At 37.5% G+C, this 15,320-nt stretch carries 13 protein-coding genes; 7 read left to right on the top strand and 6 right to left on the bottom strand.

What is annotated here, in order from left to right; translation table 11 throughout:
- Position 1 precedes the first annotated feature (1 nt).
- Positions 2 to 151, bottom strand: a complete 150-nt coding sequence (locus IEX65_RS07970; RefSeq protein ID WP_188765515.1) for a hypothetical protein — start codon at positions 149 to 151, stop codon at positions 2 to 4.
- A 104-nt stretch (positions 152 to 255) separates the two neighbouring features.
- The gene (locus tag IEX65_RS07965) at positions 256 to 594 is read right to left on the bottom strand and encodes a DUF6934 family protein (protein WP_188765514.1); all 339 of its coding nucleotides are present in this window, start codon (positions 592 to 594) and stop codon (positions 256 to 258) included.
- 40 nt (positions 595 to 634) lie between these two features.
- Between IEX65_RS07965 and araA the strand changes: the two genes are divergently transcribed.
- The 5 genes from araA to IEX65_RS07940 all read left to right on the top strand — a co-directional run bounded on the left by araA (position 635) and on the right by IEX65_RS07940 (position 5,587).
- Positions 635 to 2,125 carry an L-arabinose isomerase gene (gene araA, locus IEX65_RS07960; protein WP_188765513.1) on the top strand — a complete coding sequence of 497 codons (1,491 nt, stop codon included), beginning with the start codon at positions 635 to 637 and terminating at the stop codon, positions 2,123 to 2,125.
- A gap of 67 nt (positions 2,126 to 2,192) precedes the next feature.
- A complete protein-coding gene (locus IEX65_RS07955) occupies positions 2,193 to 2,657 on the top strand; it encodes a methylglyoxal synthase (RefSeq protein ID WP_188765512.1) in 465 nt (154 codons plus the stop codon).
- Between the two features lie 59 nt (positions 2,658 to 2,716).
- On the top strand, positions 2,717 to 3,415 hold the full coding sequence (locus IEX65_RS07950) for an L-ribulose-5-phosphate 4-epimerase (RefSeq protein WP_188765511.1): 699 nt from the start codon (positions 2,717 to 2,719) through the stop codon (positions 3,413 to 3,415).
- Positions 3,416 to 3,454: 39 nt separating this feature from the next.
- The gene (fsa, locus tag IEX65_RS07945) at positions 3,455 to 4,111 is read left to right on the top strand and encodes a fructose-6-phosphate aldolase (protein WP_188765510.1); all 657 of its coding nucleotides are present in this window, start codon (positions 3,455 to 3,457) and stop codon (positions 4,109 to 4,111) included.
- 123 nt (positions 4,112 to 4,234) lie between these two features.
- Positions 4,235 to 5,587: a CotH kinase family protein gene (locus IEX65_RS07940; RefSeq protein WP_188765509.1), complete on the top strand. Its 1,353-nt coding sequence runs from the start codon at positions 4,235 to 4,237 to the stop codon at positions 5,585 to 5,587.
- Between the two features lie 8 nt (positions 5,588 to 5,595).
- Here the strand turns inward: IEX65_RS07940 and IEX65_RS07935 are convergent, their stop codons facing one another.
- Together IEX65_RS07935 and IEX65_RS07930 are read right to left on the bottom strand one after the other, a co-directional pair.
- Complete coding sequence (locus IEX65_RS07935) at positions 5,596 to 5,937, bottom strand: YrdB family protein (protein ID WP_188765508.1); 342 nt, start codon at positions 5,935 to 5,937, stop codon at positions 5,596 to 5,598.
- 106 nt (positions 5,938 to 6,043) lie between these two features.
- Positions 6,044 to 7,207 carry a substrate-binding domain-containing protein gene (locus IEX65_RS07930; protein WP_188765507.1) on the bottom strand — a complete coding sequence of 388 codons (1,164 nt, stop codon included), beginning with the start codon at positions 7,205 to 7,207 and terminating at the stop codon, positions 6,044 to 6,046.
- Between the two features lie 323 nt (positions 7,208 to 7,530).
- On the opposite strand from IEX65_RS07930, the gene IEX65_RS07925 reads away from it, so the two are divergent.
- Positions 7,531 to 10,665, top strand: a complete 3,135-nt coding sequence (locus tag IEX65_RS07925) for a SusC/RagA family TonB-linked outer membrane protein (RefSeq protein WP_188765506.1) — start codon at positions 7,531 to 7,533, stop codon at positions 10,663 to 10,665.
- A gap of 14 nt (positions 10,666 to 10,679) precedes the next feature.
- Entirely contained in the window at positions 10,680 to 12,491 is a 1,812-nt protein-coding gene (locus IEX65_RS07920) for a RagB/SusD family nutrient uptake outer membrane protein (protein WP_188765505.1), read from the top strand.
- Between the two features lie 162 nt (positions 12,492 to 12,653).
- On the opposite strand, the gene IEX65_RS07915 is transcribed toward IEX65_RS07920, so the two are convergent.
- Together IEX65_RS07915 and IEX65_RS07910 are read right to left on the bottom strand one after the other, a co-directional pair.
- Entirely contained in the window at positions 12,654 to 14,174 is a 1,521-nt protein-coding gene (locus tag IEX65_RS07915; RefSeq protein ID WP_188765504.1) for a gluconokinase, read from the bottom strand.
- A 53-nt stretch (positions 14,175 to 14,227) separates the two neighbouring features.
- Positions 14,228 to 15,118, bottom strand: a complete 891-nt coding sequence (locus IEX65_RS07910; RefSeq protein WP_188765503.1) for a helix-turn-helix domain-containing protein — start codon at positions 15,116 to 15,118, stop codon at positions 14,228 to 14,230.
- Positions 15,119 to 15,320: the final 202 nt, after the last annotated feature.

The following is a 15,320-nucleotide window of genomic DNA, read 5'->3' as shown; positions in this document are numbered from 1 at the left end:
CTCAAAACGGAATTTTTACATTTTTCAAAAGATTACTCACTTTACTCAAATGACTCTTTATTTCAGGGGTTTCTAAGTTAATCTTAGGAATATTAGGATTGATTTTAACTTTTGATTCATCAATACCTAAGATATTAAGTTCTTTTTTCATTGCTTTTTTTCGATAAAATATCCTTTGTAATAAGTTGATTTATTGAATGGTTCCGTTGAATCATCGTCCAAAAGACCATAAATATTGTAAAAAAGTTCTGTTTTTTACAATAATTTTGAAATAGTTGCTCTGTAAAGTCGAGTTCGAGCATCCGTACTTCCGGTAAAAAAAACTTTTTTAGTCGGATTGATTTCAAAAAAAGCATACAAAGTTTGTATAACCGAAGATAATATCATTTTCATATCTTGATTGTTACTAATTGCAAACACATCGAGATTATTATCATCAGTAATGTCACCAAAAATTAAATGAAACAAATCTGCTTTGTTGTCATCGGGTACATAAACAACCATTTTTCGGGTATTTTTTTGTACGCCAACGCTTTCAAAAATATGATACAGTCCATCGGGTGAAGTTTCAATGTTATAGATAGGTTTGTCCATCTTCAAAAATACTAAAAATATACAAAATTTATAGAAAACAATGCTTGATTTAAAATCTTATGAAGTTTGGTTCGTAACTGGAAGCCAACATTTATACGGTGAAGAAACGCTCCGTCAGGTTGATGAGCATTCCAAAATTATCACCGACTCATTTAATAATTCTTCGACAATTCCTGTAAGAGTTGTTTTTAAACCCGTAGTAAAAACTCCCGAAGAAATCCTGACGATTTGCAAAGAAGCCAACGTTACGCCAAACTGCGTGGGAATAATTACTTGGATGCACACGTTTTCGCCCGCAAAAATGTGGATTAGAGGCCTAAATGCCCTACAAATACCGCTTTTGCATCTGCATACCCAGTTCAATCGTGATATTCCGTATGCTGACATTGACATGGATTTCATGAACCTTAATCAGTCGGCTCATGGCGACCGTGAATTTGGGCATATACTATCGAAGATGCGAATGAACCGCAAAGTAGTGGTTGGGCATTGGCAAGCAGCATCGGTTCACGAAAAAATCAATACTTGGACTCGTGTTGCGGTAGCAAAATATAAGATGCAAACCATGAAAGTTGCTCGTTTTGGCGATAATATGCGTCAAGTAGCGGTTACTGATGGTGATAAAGTTGCGGCCGAAATGAAATTTGGGTTTTCGGTCAATACGTTTGCCGTGGGAGATTTAGTACAAATAATCAATCAAATTTCAGATGCAGAAATTGGCAGATTGATTCAAGAATACGAAGATACTTATGCTTTGATGCCTTCTCTTACTAAAAACGGAGAAAAAAGAAGCTCTTTATACGAAGCTGCTCGTATAGAACTGGGATTGAAAGCATTCTTAGAAGATGGTGGTTTTTCGGCCTACACAAATACATTTGAAGACCTACACGGAATGCGTCAACTTCCTGGTATTGGTTCGCAGCGAATGATGGCAGCAGGTTATGGATATGGCGGCGAAGGAGACTGGAAGACTTCGGCTATGGTGCATATCCTAAAAGTAATGGCCAGCGGCATGAAAGGTGGAAATTCATTTATGGAAGATTATACGTACCATTTTGACCCCGCAAATCCAATGGTTTTGGGTTCGCACATGCTCGAAATTTGCCCTACGATTGCAGCTAATGAAGTAAAATGTGAAATACATCCACTCGGAATTGGTGGCAAAGAAGACCCTGTTCGTTTGGTTTTCAATGCTGCTGCTGGGCCTGCTTTAAATGTTTCGTTGGTTGACTTGGGTAATCGTTTCCGCCTGATAGTCAATGAAGTAGAAGCTATTGAAGTAACGGAAGCGTTCCCAAAACTGCCAACGGCACGTGCTTTATGGAAACCTCAGCCGAATATGGAAGTCGGGCTACAAGCATGGCTTTTAGCGGGAGGAGCTCACCACACAGTTTATAGTCAGAACCTTACGACCGAATACATGGAAGATTTGGCCGAAATACTCGATGTTGAACTGGTGGTTATTGATAAAGATACCACCATTCGTGGACTAAAAAATGAGCTTAGATTTAATGATGTTGCCTACAAATAGAAATGGAAAATACGTAAGTTTGTATGAACTAACATAAACACTTACGGGTAGAAAATCCTTTCAAAATATGACAGATTTATTCAAGACAAAAACTGTTTCGGCACGCAAACGAATCGCTTTAGTGGCTCATGACAACAAAAAAGATGATTTGATTGACTGGGCAATTTATAATAAAGCAGTTTTATCGAAGCATCAATTATTTGCTACTGGAACAACAGGAAAACTACTCGAAGAGGCCCTTGACATTTCGGTCGTAAAACTGTTGAGTGGGCCTTTGGGTGGCGACCAACAAATTGGAGCTTTGATTGCTGAAGGCAAAATTGATATGCTGTTTTTCTTTTGGGACCCCATGGAAGCACAACCGCACGACCCCGACATTAAAGCACTTTTGCGTTTGTGTGTGGTTTGGAATATCCCGATGGCTTGCGACCGTGCCACTGCCGACTACATCGTCACGTCGGCTCTTATGCACACAGAATACGAAACAGCTGTGCCTGACTATAAAAATTATTTAAAAAGAAGAATCGGATAAAACTTTGGGCGAATTGCTTCTAAGAAGCTGTTTTACTCAATGAAAATATAGAAAATGATATGTATCAATCATTAAAAGAAGAATGCTTTGAGGCTAACATGATGCTTCCAAAGTTGGGTTTGGTCTTATTTACTTTCGGGAATGTCAGTGCAGTTGACCGAGAAAAAGGCGTTTTTGCTATCAAGCCAAGCGGTGTGCCTTATGAGTTTCTGAAACCGACTGACATTGTAATTATGGACTATGATGCCAAAGTTGTTGAAGGAAACATGCGACCATCTTCCGATACCAAAACTCATGCTCAATTATACAAAAATTGGGAAGATATTGGTGGAATCACGCACACGCACAGTACGTATGCGGTAGCATGGGCTCAGGCAGGTATGGATATTCCGATTTTTGGTACAACTCACGCCGACCATACTCACCAAGATATTCCGTGTGCAAAAGTCCTTACCGATGAGATGATTGAAGGAGATTACGAGTTTGAAACGGGTAATCAAATCTTTGATTGTTTTACTGAAAAAAAACTTTCGCATAAAGAAGTCGAAATGGTTTTACTACAAAATCACGGGCCTTTTACGTGGGGAAAAAATGCCGAAAAATCGGTATATAATGCCGCAGTGTTGGAAGAAGTAGCCAAAATGGCGATGCTAACGCTGCAAATTAACCCCAACACGCCAAGAATAAAAGATACCTTACGTATGAAACATTACGAGCGTAAACACGGAAAAAACGCTTATTATGGGCAAGGTTGTTAAGTGTAACATTGAAATTTATTACAAAACAATATTTAAAACATGAAATTTTTTATCGACACAGCCAATTTGGCTGAAATTAAAGAAGCAAACGATTTGGGTGTTTTAGACGGTGTAACCACCAACCCATCGTTAATGGCTAAAGAAGGCATTTCAGGTCAAGAAAATATCCTAAACCACTACAGAGCCATTTGCGAAATTGTAGATGGCCCGATTTCAGCAGAGGTAATTTCTACAGATTTTGAAGGAATGATTAAAGAAGGCGAAGCCTTGGCCGATTTACACCCCAACATCGTTGTAAAGGTTCCGATGATTAAAGACGGTATCAAGGCAATTAAATATTTTACACAAAAAGGTATCAAAACAAATTGTACTTTGGTGTTTTCAGCGGGTCAAGCTCTTTTGGCGGCCAAAGCTGGGGCTACCTATGTATCGCCATTTATCGGTCGATTAGACGATATTTCGTTTGATGGATTAGATTTAATTGAGCAAATCCGCTTGATTTTTGATAATTATGGATTTGAAACACAAATATTAGCAGCTTCGGTTCGTCATCCAATTCATATCATTAAGTGTGCCGAAATCGGTTCTGATGTAATGACAGGTCCTTTAAGTGCCATTTTAGCATTACTCAAACATCCGCTTACTGATAGTGGCTTAGAGAAATTCTTGGCTGATTATAAGAAAGTAAATGGATAGTATAAAAGCCCATTAGTTTATTCCAAAAAAGTTTTACCCTCCAATTATTTTATCAATATTTGGGGGGTAAATTGTTTAGTGTCATTTGTTCCATTTTATGTAGGTATCTCTACTCTTATCTATATGCGTCTTGCTACCATTTTTGTTGTTTTTCTGCTTTTCGCTTTGGCTTGCGAAAAAAATACCGACCCAAGTGTTTCAAAAGCATTTGGCAAAATACCCGATTATGATTGGGTGTTTCCCGAAGCCGAAATGAGAAGTATGGTTATTCAATTAGGTCAAACAAACTGGGATAAAATTCAGCGAGATATGGAGTATCGTACTACCCGAAAATTCGGTAGTGCTACTACTATTCCGGGGGCTGTTCCGCCAGCAGGAAATGGTAGCCTTGATGCAGTGCCAGGCGACCCTATTTATGTAGAAGCGGATGTTTCGCAAGGCAGTAATAAATGGCAAAAAGTGGGATTTAGATTGAAAGGAAATGCTTCGCTGAATGCCACTTGGCGAAGTGGGGTTTATAAATTACCTTTCAAAATACAATTTGATGAGTTTGAAGATAAATATGCTGAAACCAAAAATCAAAGATTTTATGGTTTCAAAGAACTGTCATTTGCTCCAAGCTACGGTGACAATACTTTTATGAAAGAAAAACTCCTGACCGATTTATTCAGAAAAGCTGGAGTTATGGCCTGTAAAGTTGGCTATTATAAGGTTTATATTGATTTTGGTCAAGGACAAAAATATTGCGGAGTTTATCAAGCTATCGAAACGGTTGAAGAACACATGGTTGAAAACCAAAGTGGAATTAAGGTAGGGAATGTGTATAAACCCGAATCAAATCTTCAAACGTTTATTACCGCTCAAATCGAAAAACAAAACAACAAAGACCTCAACGATTACAGCGATGTAAAGGCTTTAATAACAGCAATTAATAGCCCAACAAGGGTCAATGACCGACCACTTTGGAAAAAAGAACTGGAGGCAATATTTGATGTAAAAGGCTTTCTGAAATATCTGGCAGTAAATAACACAGTAGGTAATTGGGATACCTACGGACAAGTAATGCACAACTATTTTCTGGCCAATACCAATGGTGTTTTACGTTGGATTCCTTACGATTTGAATCTTTCGTTTCAGATGAAAGGTGGGCTAAATCGTACGGCTCTTACGATGGATATGAAAGAAGTTGGCTCGCAATGGCCTTTGATAAGATACATCATCGACGACCCTGAGTATTATGCTTTTTATAAATCTGCCGTAAAGGATTTTATCACTAAATATTTTACGCCAACGGCTATGAATGAATACATTAAAAAGCATAAGGCCATTTTGGCACCAAGTTTCACGGCTTCCGAAATTGAAAAACCACCGTACAGTTACCTGCAAAACCCACAAAGTTTCGACCAAGCCGTTTCAGACTTGGAAAAATATATTAATGAGCGTTATGTAGCTATTTCGGCATTTGCCAAAGATTAAATCTATTTTTATTGCTCCGAACTATAGGCAATGAACACACTTATCGTGGCAAGAATGGCAGTACCGACCGCCCAATTAATATGGTTTAGCTTGAAAAAGCAAAACGAACCAGCCATAAACATGAGCCACTCAAAAATATATCGGGCTGGCGAACTTAGGCGGTGTTCGGATTTTGGAGCAGCCCAAATAGCCCAAAGGGCAATAGCAATCAAAGCGAAACCAATGGCAAAAAGCCATTTCGTAATCGAAGTTTTACCGATAGAAAAACCATAACTTCCTACTGAATAAAACATTATCAATTCCAAAATAAAAGCCAGTGCTGCATTTGCACTTAAAATAATTTGTGACATTTTGGTTGAACTTTAATAGTTATAAACGTTGATTTTATAATGCAAAATACAGAAAAAATAAGACAAGATTTTATGACTATACCTAAGTAATACTGGTTTCAACTCATTATAAACAACTACCTTTTTTTAAAGAGGATTTTCTAATAATCAGCTCCCCTTCCACGATTTTACTATAAGGATTAAAATTGCTTTTATTATTAATATTTTCAATCAGCATTCTAATGGCTATCTCCCCTATTCTCGTTGGAAAGTGATTATAAACAGTAAGTGGAGGCTCAAAATATTGTGCAAGAATATCGTCGCCAAAACCCGCAAATGCCAGTTCATCAGGAATTTTAATGCCCTTTTCTTTGGCAGCTTTCATCATTTCAATTGCATTTCTATTAACTATCGCAAATATCCCATCAGGTGGATTTTCTAATCCTATAAAATAATTCAATATCTGCTCTCCTTCACCGTATGAAATATTTGAATGTACGATATAATCGTTGTTAATTTCAATACCATGTTTTTGAAGAGCGGCCTTATAGCCTTCAATGCGTGTTTTGCAGATTTGCATTTCTTTTGGACCAGACATTACTCCGATTCGCCTACATCCCTGCGAAATTAAATGTTCTACTAAATTGAAAGCACCTTTAAAATCCTGATGAATAATATTTGATGTATTTAACTCAGAGTTGACCCTATCATACTGAACTACAGGAATGCCCTTTTCTGTTATTTTTTTTATGTGGTCAAATTCGGTCGTTTCTTTAGAATGACTAATCAGAATACCATCAACCCTACATGCCATGAGCGTTTCAGTATTCAACACCTCTATTCGGTAAGATTCGTTTGAATGGCAAACAATAATTCTATATCCAGTATTATTGGCAACTTGCTGAATTCCTGCCAAAACCGACGCAAAAAATGGGTGTCCTACGTCAGGAACTATCACACCAATCGTATGGGTGCTTCCTTTGTTAAGACTTTGTGCTAAGAAATTAGGTTTGTAGTCTAAATCAATAGCTGCTTGAATGATGGCATCTTTGGTTTTCTGATTTATATCAGATTTATTGTTTAAGGCTCGTGATACCGTAGATATAGAAACTCCCAAAAAATTAGCTACATCAACTATGGTTATTGGATTATTGCTTTTGGTTGGCTGTGGTTGATTTGATTTTAGCACGAAAAAATGACTACACAGCTTGCAATGATACCGCTGTTGACCTCTCAAGAAACCAGCTCTAATAATTCCATCAACTTTCCCACATTTTATACATTTTTGCATGGCATGAATTGTATTTTTCTTAGATTATGTGTCACACCCTTTTGGTTATTTTAACCATAAGTCGAATACAAATTTATAAAACTTATTTAGAGTAAATTATAATTAAGGAATTTTAAGAAACTATCGGAAACGATTCCGAAATCGTTTCCGATAGTTTTCGTTTTTTATTTAGTGTCAATTTGACACTCTTTTTTTGAAAAACCAAATTCCTACATATACATTCGATTCAATGTATTTGAAAGGGTTTAAAGGCTCAATTAAGCAAAACTATCATTTCAGCTACAATAAATTGTATTATTCAAATAAACGAAATCTCCTGTAAAATGACAAAAAACTACAGAACGAAACAAAAAACGATGAGGTGGAGTATAGCAGCCCTATTGCTATTACTTAGCCCCCTATCACTCCTTGCCCAAGCAAAACTTATCAGCGGGAAAGTTAGAGATGCTTCTAACAATGAATTTCTGCCAAGTGTAAGTGTTACTGTGAAGGGTTCAAGTAGAGGCTCAATTGCAGATGCTTCGGGTAATTATAAAATTGAAGCATCCGCAAGCGAAACTTTAGTGTTTAGCTTTATTGGTTACGAAACCCAAGAAGTTTTGGTGGGTAGCCGTACCAATATTGATGTCGCTTTAAATGTCGGTACTGGAAAAGAGTTAAACGAGGTAGTAGTTGTGGGTTATGGTACTCAGAAGAAAAGAGATATTACTGGTTCGGTTGTTTCGGTTTCGGAAGCGACCTTAAAAGAAGTTCCAGCTCCAAACATTTTAAATACTTTAAAAGGTAGAGCGGCAGGGGTTTCAATCGTTAGTAATGGTTCTACTCCAGGTAGCCAAGCTTCGATTCGTATTCGTGGAAACCGCTCATTAACAACTGGTAATGGAGATGGACTTGACGGCCCACTTGTGGTTGTTGATGGAATTCCTTACGGCGGTTTGAATGATATTAATCCAGATGATATTTCAAACATCGAAATCTTGAAAGATGCTTCTGCAACGGCCATTTTTGGTTCAAGAGGTGCGGGTGGTGTGATTCTAATCACAACTAAAAGAGGAAAAGTTGGTAAGCCTGTTCTTACTTATGATGGGTATCATGGCGTAACAAGCATCATGGGCAAATATAACGTGATGAATGGCGAACAATATGCAAAATTCAAAGAGCTTTCGGCTGCTTATAACACACAAGGAGCTGGAACTACTGCTTATCCATTAACTGAAGAGGAAAGAGCAAATTTAGCCGCAGGGGTTTCAACTGATTGGCAAGATTTACTCTACAAGCAAGGGTTCAATACAAGTCACCAGCTTGGTTTGCAGGGTGGGGTTGAAAACACTCAGTATGGTATGGGAATCGGTTATTTCAACGAAACAGGTATTATGCCGAATCAGAATTTTGACCGTATGAACATCCGTGCAACGCTTGACCAAAAGATTGGCAAACGTGTAAAAGTTGGTTTAAATACAATTAACACCATGACCCGTAGAAATGACCCAGCGGGTGGCGGTATTCCAACCGAATTAGTGCGTTTATCGCCATTAGTACCAGCATATAATGCAGATGGCAGTGTAAATTTAAACCCTAAGAAAGGAACAATCGAAGCTCAGGCAGTAAGCCCACTTACTTTAATCTCACGTGGAGATGACATTCTTTCAAATGAGCGTTCGATTAGAACTTTCAATAGTTTGTATGCGGAGGTAAACATTTTAGATGGTCTAAAATATCGTTTCAATGCAGGTCTTAACTTTAGTCAGGTTTCATTCAATGGTTATGGCCCACCAAATACCTTTGTAAATTCAGGAACAGAACAAAACGTATCAAATGCTGATGTTAGAAATACTGAATATTGGGATGTCAATTTCCAGCATTTATTGTACTATGATAAAGTATTTGCCGAAAAGCATAAAATAGGTTTTACAGCTCTCTATGAAGTTACTAAAAACCATAACTTGGGAAGTAGCTTTAATGTAAAAGGCGTACCTGCTGATTATATTCAAACAGCCAACTTTTCGTTGGCATCAGGCCAACCAACAGGTAGCGGTAGTTTTGGCGAAACTGGTTTATTGTCATATATGGCACGCCTAAATTATACATTCAACAGTAGATATACCCTTACGGCAACGTTCCGTAGAGATGGTTCTTCAACTTTATCGCCTGGTAATCAGTATTTTAACTACCCAGCAATTGGTTTGAGTTGGAATATCATCGACGAACCATTTATGAAAGACCTAAGCTTTTTATCAAACTTAAAACTTAGAGGTGGCTGGGGTATTTCAGGAAACCGTAACGTAGGTGCTTATGCTACTTTAGGAGCACTTTCGTCTGGATACTATAACTTTGGTCCAACCGCTGCTGGACAAGCACTGGCCTATACCGTAACAAGCTTACCTGCCAGTAATTTAGGGTGGCAATCGACTTCGCAATCAGATTTTGGTTTGGAGATTGGTTTATTCAATAACCGAATCACGGGTTCATTTGATGTTTACAAACAAAATACAAAAGATATTTTGCTTTCGGTAAATCTTCCTCAAAGTAATGGTGCTGGTTCAACTCTGAAAAACTTAGGAAAAACTCAGGGTAAAGGTTTTGAATCGACTTTAACTTTTGATATCCTTAGAAACAAAGGTGGCTTCAATTGGAGTGCTGATGTAACCTATTTCTTCAATCGTGAAAAAATTACGCAACTTACAACTCCAAGCGAATTAGACAACAAAGGTAATTTCTGGTTTGTTGGTCAGCCTCTTACTGTAATCTATGATTATAATAAAATCGGTATCTGGCAATTATCAGATAAAGAAAATGGAACGTTGGGCAAACAAACTTCTCCTGTACAAGTACCAGGCGAAATCAGAGTTGAAGATGTTGATGGAAACGGAAAAATTGATGCCGCTGACCGTAAAATTATCGGAAATTTCCAACCTAAGTGGGAAGGTGGATTGACTAATCGATTCAGTTTCAAAGGTTTTGATTTATCTATCGTTACCTACGCTCGTATGGGTATGAAAGTGTTGGTTCCTTATTTATCAGGTACTTCGGGTGGTGGCTCTGGATTTGGATTTTTGAACCAAGGTCGTTCAAACCAATTGGTTATGGATTACTGGACAGAAACTAATCCGACTAATGCGTTCCCTAAACCGAATGCAGGTGGCGGCGTAAGAGATTTTACTTCGACTACTCAATACCAAGATGGGTCATTCATTAAAATGAGAAGTATCAACTTAGGTTATACGGTTCCAACTAAAGGACTTAGCAAAATAGGTATTTCGTCGGCTCGTATTTATCTCAACGCAACCAATCCTTTTATTATTTACTCACCATTAGTTAAAGCTAAACTTGCCATAGACCCAGAAGGTAATGGATACGGAAACACCATTCAAGGAGGTAACTTCAACCGTGTTATCAGCGTAAACCTTAATAACCCACCTGTGCGTCAGTTTACTTTAGGTGTAAATCTTAAATTTTAATTGTAGAAAATAACATGAAAAAAATAAAAATTTCAATACTCGCCTGTTCTTTGTTTTTGAGTTTAGGGTGTGAAAAAATTCTTGAAGAGCATCCGCAATCTCAGATTGTGCCTTCGTTTTTTAATAGCCCTGCGGGGGTATTTGGTGGTATTGCTGGGGTTTATAACGAAATTCGTAACCAATGGGGTACGGAGGGTTTTTCAACCGAAATGCAAGCAGGTACTGATGAGTTTATTCAAGGTGCAAGTAGTGGTGGTGGTCCTGTTCACACTTTTAATGGCCTAAATAGTACTAACTTTGGTTCGGCATGGGGAACATCTTTTACCTGTATAAATACCCTCAATGGTGTTTTAAAATTTGGGCAAAACATTGATTTACCAGAAGCAACTAAAAAACAATATTTAGCACAGGCGAAGTTTTTGAGAGCATTTTGGTATTTCTATTTAGTTCAGACTTGGGGTGATGTGCCATTGCACACAGAATTTATCACGGTTCCGTCGCAAGCAGCCAAAAGAGACCCAGCTTCGGAAGTTTATAAACTAATCATTAAAGATTTGACGGAAGCTTCAGCAGAATTACCAGATAAGCCAACGGCTCCTTTCTTAGGCAAACCTGCTACAAAACCAGTGGCTCTTTTCTTTTTAGCAAAAGCATATCTCACGCGTGGATGGTTAACAAATTCGCAAGCTGATTTTGCTGAAGCTGCAAAAATATCGAATGATATTATAACCAATAAGGCAACTTATGGCTTGGATTTATGGCAAGACTTTGGTGATGCGTTTGTACCTGCCAATGATTATGGAAAGGAAACAATGTTTGTTAGCGACCATTCATCTGATGCTAAATTCGGATACTATACAGTTGGTGGTGGTGCAAGTGGTGGAGCAGGACAAAACTTAACTCCTTGGTTTACTAACTGGAATTATCCAAATAACAGCGGTGTAAACTCATTTGTGAATGCAAGTGGCGTTTTAGCTAATTCAGGTACATCGTTAATGGTTCGTGATTCATACTATGGCCGTCCGTATCAACGTTTGCGTCCAAATAGTGTCAAGCAAACTTCGGGCGAGGTTGCAGGTAAGAACTATTTCCTTGACCAAGCATTTGTAAAGAGAGATATTGATTCTCGTTTTGCTAATACTTTTTACACAGTTTACATCGCTAACCAGTCGATAACAAATTCAGCAACTGCTACCAATAACAAACGCGGAATTGGATACACAACACAAGTTGGAGTCGATACAGCTGTTTGGTTACCAGATTATGAAGTTGTAGGAGCACCACAATTCAACGGCACCAAGCCATTTAAGGGTATCATTGTTCCGCCAAGTCTTTGGAAATCAGATGTTTACCCAGCAGTGAAGAAACACATGGACCCAAGCCGTGGTAGCAACTTTAATGACCCTTCTACTCGTCCAGTTGTACTTACTCGTTTTTCAGAGGTTTATTTAGTTGGAGCCGAGGCGTATCTGCAATCAGGCAATAAGGCAAAAGCTGCTGAACTTTTGAATGTGATTCGTCAAAGAGCAGCTTATCGTAAAACGAATACGGCGGCACAAAATGCAGCAGCAGCGACGGCGATGCTAATCAAAGATACAGACGTAACGATTGATTTTATCTTAGATGAAAGAAGTCGTGAGTTATTTGGTGAGTGGATGCGATACCAAGATTTGGTACGTACTAAATCATTGGTAAGAAGAGTAAAACTTTGGAATAATGAGGCTGGCCCTTACGTAAAAGACTTTCATGTTTTAAGACCAATACCACAATCTGAAATTGACCGTACGGTTGAAGGTCCGCCATTTACTCAAAATCCTGGGTATTGATATTGAATTATGATTAGGTTAAAAATGGGAAATATTTTTAAAGTGATAATAAACCATCAACAGGAATATTTACATACTTTAAATTTATTTAAGTAAATTTGTTTCATACAAAGCTAATCTAACGTCTGTACTTTACGGACGTTAGATTTTTTATTTTACGCATTATCCAGCCTGTAATTCGGCAATTAAATCGAATTCTTCCTTGAATTTTTGAGTTAATTGACTAAAAATACGGTAATACTTGGTATATAATTCATGGTGATGAACCTTGGGTTCAATGATTCTATCGGGTTTTACTATGCTTTTCACCGCCTCTTCGATATTAGCATAAACTCCCATCTCGGTTAGGCCAACCAACGCCGAGCCTAAATTGATACTATTAACCGAATGGTTCATATTTACCTTTTTGCCAAAAATATCAGCCACTAAATTTGACCAAAACGGCAAAGTCACGACCGTTCCTGTCAACGATATTTCATTGATATTTCGATAGGTTTCGATAACTTTACCGATACTAAAAAGTTCAAAAATTATTCCTTCGATAGTGGCTCTAACGAAATGGCGTGGCTCATGTTTAATATTAATACCGAAATATGCACCACGGGCATTTGAGTTCCAGATTGGTGCTCTTTCTCCCAAAAGATAAGGCAAGAAAATCAATCCTTCTGCCCCTGGCGAAACATGCAGTGCTTCATTGAGCGAATTTAGCATGGTTTCTTCAAAATCTTTACCGTGCTGAAAACTTCCAAATTGACTCACAAACCAATCCAAAACAACCCCTGCATTATTGGTTGGCCCACCAGAAATGTACTGATTTTTATCAAGCACATAATTGAATAACCGCTGATTTGAATCATTCAGTACTTCTTCCCCAAATACTCGTACTGCACCACTCGAATTGATTGAAATTGTGGCTTGGCCTTCGGCAAAAACACCTGTTCCAATGGTGGCCATACAGCCATCAGTACTACCAAGAATGATTTTTGTATTGGCCGATAATCGCAAAGATTTAGCTAAATTAGGTTTAAGTTTAGCTTCTGAATTGTAAATCGGACAAGTTTCGGATAGATAATTTTCGTTAATACCCGATATATCCAAAGAATTTTGTTCCCATTTTAGAGTTCGGATATTAAATAAACCCGTTGCCGACGCCAAACTGTAATCAATTATATATTCGTTCGTGAACTGGTGAACAACATATTCTTTCAAAGAAATGAATTTGTAAGTTTTTTGGAATCGTTCGGCATCGTTTTCACGAATCCAAGCAATTTTTGCCAACGGCGACATGGCATGAATTGGCGTACCCGTGGCCTCATAAATAATTTTACCTAAAGCCGAGTTTTTTATTTTCTCAGCTTCTTTTTTTGCACGGTTATCTGCCCAAATCAGGGCATTTCCGAGTGGTGTTCCATTTTTATCAATCGGCAACACGCTGTGCATCGAAGAACTAAAAACAATGCCTTTTATTTTATTCTTTTTATCCTCAAATAGCTCATTGAGCAAACTTTTCAGAATAAACAAAACCGTAATAAAAACCTGCTCGGGGTCTTGCTCACTAAAATCAGGTTGCGGGTGAAAGGTCGGATACGAGCCTTTCTTATACGCTTTCTTTTCACCTTTAAAATCGAATGCAACAATTCTAACGGCCGTTGTACCTATATCAATTGTGATTAATAATTCCATTTTGCTTCTTCAAAATATATAAAACCTACCTTCCTTATTTACATTATGTTATATCACTCCTCTTTTGACTCAGGAGTTTTTCTAAAATACCTCGGAGAATACCCTGTCATTTTCTTGAATGTTGACGAAAAATGTTGAGAAGAATAAAAACCCATCTCAAAGGCTATATCCGTTATGCTGATGTCGGTGTTTTTTAAAAGTCGGATTGACTCCGAAATGCGGAGATTTATTAGATAGTTTAAAGGCGAAAAACCTGAGTATGCCCTTATTTTTTCGTTTAATGTAGTTGTGCCTAAACCCAAAATCGCAGCCATTTCTTCGACTGTCCACGGATGCGAAAGATTTTCTCTTAAAATTTGGTCAAATTTATGAAAAGTTTGGGGGAAATGCTTTCGCTGATTTTCTTCTCTGCTCAATTGGCGAGTAGAATATACCACCAACTCATCTATCAAGTGATTGACGATGGCTTTGAAGCCTATTTCTGTGGCAAATATTTCGAGTTCTATCTTTTTTAGAATCTCGCCAGCAATTTTGAAGTTCTGAAAAACCGATTTTCTATTCAGTAAAAATAGTTTTCCAATCAGAAGTTGTTCGGTTGCAGGAATACTACTCCAATCGCCAAACACTAATTTTTCTTCATTAAATAGTTTGGGCAAAATCGTAATAGAATAATAGGTGCCGTTATCAAAAGCTTCCATTTTGCTTTGCAATACTTGATTTGGGTAGATAATCACCAAATCGTTCGGGAAAACCGTAATCGTTTTATTATCAATTACCCATTCAAAATTACCTTCTTGAATAAAAATAAACCTTAATCCAGGATTCTTTTTACAATCTGCCCAATTGGTTTGTACTGATTGAACTTTCTTCCTTGAAAACTCAAAAACATGATGAAAAGCCCTCAATTCATCTGATTTATCTTTATTTAATGCGAAGAATCTCAATTTTTTTGTACGATATAACCTTTGTCTAATGTAAAAATAATCCAATTTAAAATAGAAAAACTTCTAAATCTCACCGCCGTTAAAATTTGGAAGTTTTCGCTTTGGCCACGTTGTAGCTTTGTGAACATTAAAAATGTGTCAATTTAACACTAAATAATAAAATATTAACCCTACTAATTTAAATATATCGAATTTTAACAAC

Source organism: Emticicia aquatilis (genome assembly GCF_014644295.1).
Classification (GTDB): domain Bacteria; phylum Bacteroidota; class Bacteroidia; order Cytophagales; family Spirosomataceae; genus Emticicia; species Emticicia aquatilis.
Note: the sequence above shows the minus strand (reverse complement) of the source record. Positions and strands in the feature narration are given on the sequence as shown.